Annotated in this window: 8 protein-coding genes, 1 rRNA gene and 1 pseudogene; 6 read left to right on the top strand and 4 right to left on the bottom strand. The window is 35.2% G+C overall.

Going from position 1 to position 7,429, the window contains the following annotated elements; all coding sequences use genetic code 11:
- Together rrf and ACFX4I_RS26145 are read left to right on the top strand one after the other, a co-directional pair.
- A 5S ribosomal RNA gene (gene rrf / locus ACFX4I_RS26150) occupies positions 1–108 on the top strand; the annotation flags it as partial.
- 162 nt (positions 109–270) lie between these two features.
- A complete protein-coding gene (locus tag ACFX4I_RS26145; RefSeq protein WP_377424133.1) occupies positions 271–1,122 on the top strand; it encodes a tyrosine-type recombinase/integrase in 852 nt (283 codons plus the stop codon).
- Positions 1,123–1,426: 304 nt separating this feature from the next.
- On the opposite strand, the gene ACFX4I_RS26140 is transcribed toward ACFX4I_RS26145, so the two are convergent.
- Positions 1,427–1,666 (bottom strand): hypothetical protein, encoded by a 240-nt coding sequence (locus ACFX4I_RS26140; RefSeq protein ID WP_377424130.1) that lies wholly within the window; start codon positions 1,664–1,666, stop codon positions 1,427–1,429.
- Positions 1,667–2,348: 682 nt separating this feature from the next.
- Here ACFX4I_RS26140 and ACFX4I_RS26135 point away from each other — a divergent pair.
- Entirely contained in the window at positions 2,349–2,969 is a 621-nt protein-coding gene (locus tag ACFX4I_RS26135) for a recombinase family protein (protein WP_377424128.1), read from the top strand.
- A 440-nt stretch (positions 2,970–3,409) separates the two neighbouring features.
- Here ACFX4I_RS26135 and ACFX4I_RS26130 read toward each other — a convergent pair whose 3' ends face one another.
- From ACFX4I_RS26130 to ACFX4I_RS26120, 3 genes are all read right to left on the bottom strand, one after another.
- Positions 3,410–3,703: a putative quinol monooxygenase gene (locus tag ACFX4I_RS26130; RefSeq protein WP_056529674.1), complete on the bottom strand. Its 294-nt coding sequence runs from the start codon at positions 3,701–3,703 to the stop codon at positions 3,410–3,412.
- 102 nt (positions 3,704–3,805) lie between these two features.
- A complete protein-coding gene (locus ACFX4I_RS26125) occupies positions 3,806–4,447 on the bottom strand; it encodes a nitroreductase family protein (protein WP_056529677.1) in 642 nt (213 codons plus the stop codon).
- A 77-nt stretch (positions 4,448–4,524) separates the two neighbouring features.
- Positions 4,525–4,953, bottom strand: coding sequence for a MarR family winged helix-turn-helix transcriptional regulator (locus ACFX4I_RS26120; RefSeq protein WP_056529680.1), 429 nt, complete (start codon positions 4,951–4,953; stop codon positions 4,525–4,527).
- 1,128 nt (positions 4,954–6,081) lie between these two features.
- On the opposite strand from ACFX4I_RS26120, the pseudogene ACFX4I_RS26115 reads away from it, so the two are divergent.
- The 3 genes and pseudogenes from ACFX4I_RS26115 to ACFX4I_RS26105 form a co-directional block, all read left to right on the top strand.
- Positions 6,082–6,342, top strand: a pseudogene (locus ACFX4I_RS26115) (ATP-dependent DNA ligase); the annotation flags it as partial.
- Positions 6,343–6,724: 382 nt separating this feature from the next.
- A complete protein-coding gene (locus ACFX4I_RS26110; protein ID WP_144480161.1) occupies positions 6,725–6,955 on the top strand; it encodes a hypothetical protein in 231 nt (76 codons plus the stop codon).
- Positions 6,956–7,080: 125 nt separating this feature from the next.
- Complete coding sequence (locus ACFX4I_RS26105) at positions 7,081–7,254, top strand: hypothetical protein (protein WP_377424124.1); 174 nt, start codon at positions 7,081–7,083, stop codon at positions 7,252–7,254.
- Positions 7,255–7,429 lie beyond the last annotated feature (175 nt).

Below are 7,429 nucleotides of genomic sequence, written 5' to 3'. Positions count from 1 at the left end.
CGATAGCGAAGAGGTCACACCCGTTCCCATTCCGAACACGGCAGTTAAGCTCTTCAGCGCCGATGGTAGTTGGGGGTTTCCCCCTGTGAGAGTAGGACGCCGCCAAGCAATGTTTATCACATCAATTAGGATTCATAAACCCGTATAAACAGGTTCAAATCCTATCTACGCATTCTAAACCTTAGGATTATCCTAAGGTTTTTTTGTATAAATTCCACAATTCGTTGGAAAGGCTTATTAATAGCATGATTTTGGTAGGGGGCTTCTCGAATGACCAGTAAAGAAGAAATCCTGGACAATAAACAAATTCTTCATTCTTTTGCGAAATGGTTAATGGGTCAAAATAAATCCGATGGTACGATTAAAACCTATGTGGGAGTCATCTCCCAGCTTCTTCAATGGTTTAAAGATGAGGCGGAAGAGATTGAAAAATCCCACGTCCAAACCTATTTAGACGATATGGAACAGTCAAACAAGAGTGGAGGAACGATTGAAAAACATTATTCAGCCATTACCATGTTTTCCAGGTTCCTTGATAAACCCGAAATCGTCCACAACATCGATCGTAAAGCAAAGGAAAAGAAAGAAGATCCGCCAAAAGCCCTGAACAAGCTTGAGCAAGCTGCTCTCCTAAAAGAAATCGAGGCCTCTGGGCATTTCAGGAATATTGCTATTGTCTACACAATGATTCATACGGGTATCCGGGTGTCCGAACTTTGTGATTTGAACCATAGTGACATTCAAAAAGAGGGAGAAAGGCAATATATCCTCATCCGGGATTCAAAAGGTGATATAGACAGGAAGATTCCACTCTCCATGACTGCTAGTGAAAAGATCAAGGCATACAAGGAATTTTTAAATATGGAAACGGAAGCCATCTTCATATCCAGTGTGAATCAACGCATAACGCCAAGGTCCGTGCAATATATGCTGACTAAATATAATGCGACTCCCCATAAGCTGCGGAATACGTTTTGCCAAACATTAATCGATAAGGGGATAGACCTTCAAACCGTTTCAAAATTGATGGGGCATAAAGATTTGAACATGACCAAACGTTATATAGGAGAAGGAAAAGAAGAATTGGAATCAGCCATTGAAAATACTTTTGATAATTTGTAGGATTGGGAATACTTAACGATATACAAGAAGTTTTCCTTCATTATATAAAGTTCCAATAGCACGGGGAATTTCTTACTGATGATTTAAAAATAGCATTTCTTTTATAAAGTGTAGGCCTTTTAAAGGACAGATTAAAAAGACTAGGAATTTTTAAGGCGATGATTTCTTTTGGTGAATGCCACCCAAAACAACCCTTTGGTAGCCAGAGGGTAAATAAAAATGGAATCTATTCTATATACTGTTCCAGGTATTGGCCTCACCTAGGGTAGACTAGAAAACATCATTGGACTTCTTATTCTACAATTTAGGGTTGCAGGGTAGTTTCTCTTAGTAGTTTCTCGGCTTCAATTATACAAGCACCCTTGTCATGTAGGTATTCAAGTGAGATACCCCTTTTTAATGCTGTTTGTTCCATTAATCTATTTTCATGATACATAGCACCAGACAAGATTCCTTTTTCAATGTTCTTATTTATTTCATAATAAAATCCTGCCAATAATTCTAACGGTAATTCATCGTAAAGGGAACTTTTTTTGTTCTCCATAAAGCACCTCCTCATTTTACAATAAAACTAGCATACATATTTGTAATAAAAACATAAGGGATCTTAAGGGGAATTCAAGCTAGGGAAACCCTGAATTTGACCGAATACAGAGTTTTTTTGTATTTGAATAACATGATTGATGAATCACTGTTTCCTATTCGGAAGAAGCTAGCTGTTGCATAAAATAGGGGATTTCTTCTATGTATTGTTCCGGATGGATATTGGCCCCACCTACGCCAGATACTATGACGGCCACGCATGCCATCCAACTTATATCATCATAAAAGAAAGCGCTTACATTGTCAAGGGTTTCATTTGGAAATACAAGCAAAAACCTCTTGGTATGATAAAAGGATCACAGGCTGATAGGATGAAGGGACTAAAATTAACAAAATCAGCAGATCTATTATTTTAATAATAAACAAAAAAGAAAATGTTGTATTTCACAAAAATGGTTGAGCGCCGTTTAAAGCTAAAAAATTTCCGAAATGGGAGGTATAGCATTGTTACACCCGTTCGTAAAAGTACACTTTTACGAACGGGTCATATTTTTATATAATGGCTCTATTTTAACGTTCGTTAAAGTTTAAAAACACTTTACGAACGTTCTTTGTTTTGCATACACTATTACGAACGTTTTTGGTAGTATAAGAGAGAGAAAAGTAGAAGAGGGCGTAAAAAAATGGATGTTAGTAAATTTGGTTACATAAGAGTCAGCAGCAAAGATCAAAATGAAGGACGACAACTTCAGGCCATGTTAGAAAATGGTCTCAATGAACGAGATATCTTTATAGATAAACAAAGTGGGGAAAATTTTGACCGTGTTCAATATCAATTATTAAAACGCATGGTTCGAAAAGGAGACGTCCTTTACGTTCATTCATTAGATCGCTTTGGAAGAAATAAAGAAGAGATTCTCCAGGAGTGGAATGACATCACAAAAAATATTCAAGCAGATATCGTGGTGATGGATATGCCTTTGTTGGACACCACTCAATATAAGGATAGTTTAGGGACCTTCATCGCAGATCTTGTCTTACAAATCCTTTCCTGGATGGCGGAAGAGGAACGGGACCGAATTCGAAAACGGCAGCGTGAAGGAATTGATGTGGCTTTGCAAAACGGTGTGCCCTTCGGACGACCGAAAGCCCAAGTAACTGAAGGGTTTAATGAAGTCTATGATTTATGGAAAGCAGGAGAGATGACGGCCGTTAAAGCCATGGCGGAATTAGGCGTTAAAAAGACGACTTTTTATAAGTTGGTTAAGGAATATGAAAAAAACATTAAAAAGATCTCTATATAATAGAAGAAACTCGTCAAAAAATTAGCCGGCCATCCCTAGATATTTCGCTTCATTGTGGATGATACCCATCCTGGGTGAATGAAGCATATACACTTTCAGCCCTCCTTTTAGAATTCGCATGAACATCAAAATAATTAACAAAACAAAAATCAAAAAGTGTCAAACAACGAAATCTCCAATTTCATGAAGAAGCAAAATAAAGAAGAACCGATTAATACAACATTGGCGGATGCTTTGGAAAAACTGAATTCGATAAATAAATGGAACTATTTGCATTCCTCTTTCCATGGAAATCGTCACACAGATTATGTACGCCAAATAAGCGCGTGATGTTCGAGAAAATGGAATAGAAATAAACAAGAGTTGCAGCTTGTTTTACCGAAGCAGCAACTCTTTGTTTTATAAGATGGGATATAGGAAATCCCATACATTTTAACTCATTATTTTAATGGTTGTCCTTCAAATGCGTTAACATTTAAAGGTGAAGAGAGGAATTCTTTAGCTTTACCAACAAACGAGGTGAAGTGCTCACTTGAATTATGGCTTGCAACCGCTAGATGATCTTGCCAAACTTCAACCATTGTAAATTCATTGTCTTTTTCTGTAGCTTTGTGAAGAGTGTAAGAAACATTTCCACTTTCCGCTCTTGAAGCTACGATTAGCGGTTGAATCTCCTCTAGAAATGCATCTTGTTTTGCTGGATTAATATTGAATACGGCATGAATGATAATCATTAAACGTCATCCTCTCTTTTGTTAAGCATAATAAACTTAATATATAATTAAAGTAAAAATAACATACTCGGTTGAAATTTAATGAATGGATTCTTTATTACATTACTTCCATTGTGCGACTTTATCAATTGGAAGACGAACTGACTGATGGCCATTATCTGCTGCTTTACCGATTGAAATTAGCATAACTGGTACGTATCGATCTTTATCTAATCCAAAAGCTTCTGCGATTTGGTCTTTTTCATAGCCACCGATTGGATTTGTATCATAGCCATAAGCACGAGCCGCAAGCATTAGTTGCATGGATACAAGACCACCATCAACTAGAACGACCTCTTTCATTTCTTCACTAGTGATTTTTTCGAAATATCCAGCAAATGAGGCTAATATGTTTTCTTTTACTTCTAAAGGCATAAGCCCTAAATCTACAGCTTTACCGTAGATTTCTTCGCCGTTATCAAAATTGTTCATATCACCAAATACGGCAATTACTGCGGAAGATGTTTCGACTTGATTTTGGTTAAAGCGAGCAAGAGGTGCAAGTGTTGCTTTTCCCTCAGGACTATCAATTACAAGGAAGCGCCATGGTTGCATATTTACTGAAGAAGGAGCAAGTGTCGCTAAGGTAAGTATTTCCTCCATTTCTTCCCTACTGATTTTTACGGATTTGTCGTAATTTTTTATGGAGCGGCGTCCTGTGACAATTTCTTTGAAATCATTTGTTAATTGTGCTGTAGTAGTCATAGTTGATAGTCTCCTCTTTTTAACTTTAGTAGTTTAATTTATAGTTATTCTCATTTCAAATTGTAACGAATCAAGTGTTAGACTTGGCTTATATTTTTTTGAATGCGTGTCAGCATATCTGTTAACTCTTGACGTTCTTCTTCTTTAAAATCTTTAAGCATCAAAGTGACAAAACGAGCCTTTTCAGCTTGGTAGAGAATAATTTGTTTGCGACCATGATCTGAAAGACAGACAAGAGTAAATCGATTATCCTCCGGATCTTTGCGTCTTAAAATCATCCCAGTCGCTTCAAGTTGTTTTAAATGCCGGGTAATCGCTGCACCGTCAATGTTAACCTCTTTTTGAAGTGCTGTTTGACTAATTTCATCAACTTGATAAAGCTGATATAAGATATCATGTCTTGATTGACTAATGCCCGTACAACTTTCAAATTTTGAACTTATCTGTTTGTTAAGGCAGTTCATTATATATAAAATAAAAGATTCATTAGAACATGAATTCGTCAAGAAACACCCTCTTTTCATACGTTAGACAAAATAATTGATAGCTCAATAGTTGATGTGTCAATTAATATACTATACCCTAAATAATAAAGCAAGTATTTTAGTACTGCAACTTTTGCTTAAATATGATCTAGACCAAAATGTTGCTCTATCTCCTTTTTGATTAGGAAATCTTTTCAAGAAAGCTCAGTAAACCTTTGGAGCTTTTAGCCAAGGTATAAGTATGATAAAACTGCCCTTAAATAAGGTGGAAAAGGTCATCTGATAGTCGTAGACCAAGACTATTCTTCGATTTATGTGCCATAATACAGAAATTGAAGGAGCGAATGCTCCATCCTTTTCTGTATGCTACTTCAATCAATTAAATTTCATTGAGTACGATGCCTGTAAATGATATTCAAGTTCTTTGTCAGTTATGTGTGTGGAGATTTAAATCTAATGGTCCTAAGTGCACTGAATGGGCTCCTATCATCAATAAATCCAGCTAGACATAAACAGAAGGGTGAAGTTTAGAACCATACTTTTCACATCTCATCATACATAAGGAAATACATGGGGATAAAGTATTCGTACCAATAGATTTAAAGAGAATTTGGAATCGTTTATAGCAATGAAAAAAAGCAACCGTTTGGATATAAAACGGTTGCTTTTTTATAAACTGTGGTCTAGGAGTTTTATAATAGTCCTTTCGGGATTCCTTCGCAGGGTGCAATAATGAATATGTATTTACAGGTCCAAGTACGGAAGTTCAACATTTGTGGTTTGCTCTGTTTACTATGCTCAATATAAGGTTGCAGAAAAGTGAGCTCATTTTAGTTTACATAATACAGATTATCATCAGTCAATTTTTATTGGAAGAAATCAAGCAGGAATTAAGGGAGATTGTTAATCTTGGAGGCCTTTCAAATTCGTATTGCAAAAGATGCCTGAGATTAGCAGCAGCGCAAATCGCAAAAAGAAATTAATAATAAATACTAATAATATCTTTGGTGAGAATCAGCTTAGGATATGATAATAAGTGATCTAACTTTATACGGTGAAAGATTAAGCATCCTGTCGAAGGTGTTTTTACATTATCTACCTAAGAGAATATCGTGATATTAGTGCTACAATTATCTTGAGGTGGTAACTTTGTTTATTTCTCCAATGTTATTGCACAAAACAGAGCAACCCTTCGAGGACGATAATTTCATAACTGAGCTCAAGCTTGATGGAATTCGTTTGATTCTTTCTAAGTTTAATGATCAGATTAAATTGTATACTCGCCACAATAATGAGGTCACAATAAAATTCACCGAACTGCTCCAATTGGATATTCCGAATGGAACTATTCTTGATGGTGAAATAATTGTGACCGATCAACAGGGTAAGCCTGATTTTGAGGCAATTATCTTTACTAACTCTTTCATTACCCTATTATAATAGGGTTTTTTGCATTGTTTATATATAAACAAAGAAGATAGGTTTGGTGATTTATTAATCAATAAGTGGTATCTTTTATTTTGTTCAAAGATCCACATTAATGTTCTGCTGCACTCTTTTGGTCTTATTAGGTGGAGAAAATTTAGAGAGTTGATTACTTTTTCTCTAGGTACTGTGAAGAATATGGGATATGGTTATTTGGAGGTTTGTTATTGTTGTATTCGATTTATACAACAATTAAAGGATTTTTAAAAAAGACCGCTAACTCTCTTCGTTAATTATCTTTAGGTTGCGATTCTTTAATAAGGGATGGAATTAAGGTTTGAAACCAAAATTCATCATGGAGGAACCAATGATAAACAAGTTTGAAACCAGATATTTTTATATTATCAGCACAAGTGACGATAAATTTATTAAGTGGAATACAGTCAAGGGAATTCTTAACGAAGATATAGTAGATGATTATGAAATAATTTCTGATTTAATGGCTCAAGATGTTCGAGATAAGTTTGGGGAAGAATATGAAGTTTGGGATATAACTAAAGATGAATTTGAACAGAGAATAAAGCCTAAAATTAAATAAAATGGCTTAGCCTATTTGATGGGTGCGTTAGCTGAAGATTGGAGCTGTTTTTAAGGCAGCCTTTTAGTTCTGATTTTGAGAAAATCAAAAGGCACTAAGACTTTGAAGGTAATAGGGTGGATTATGTGAAGAAAATATTATACAAGTTAATTGGCTTGGTTTTAGGTGTATTAGCTGTAATTGCATGTATAAAATTAAGTAAACATATCATGGGGAATGTATTAATAGGATTACCAATCGGAATGTTTATTGCAGCATCAATAAGGCAATTAACAAATAAAATTACAAATAAATTGTAGGATCCATAAAATACATAGTTACATAACTTAATCTTATTGAAATAACAGGTGCGTTACTTCTATATGGAAGGTTCCTGATGCAGCCTTTTTCTTATGGCACTAAACCAGCTAATAGTTAGTCAACATTTTTCAATGAAAACTTAAAATATTTCATGCTATACTAAATTTGTGCATG

This window comes from Peribacillus sp. YIM B13472 (assembly GCF_042788005.1).
GTDB classification, from domain to species: Bacteria; Bacillota; Bacilli; order Bacillales; family DSM-1321; genus Peribacillus; species Peribacillus simplex_E.
Note: the sequence above shows the minus strand (reverse complement) of the source record. Positions and strands in the feature narration are given on the sequence as shown.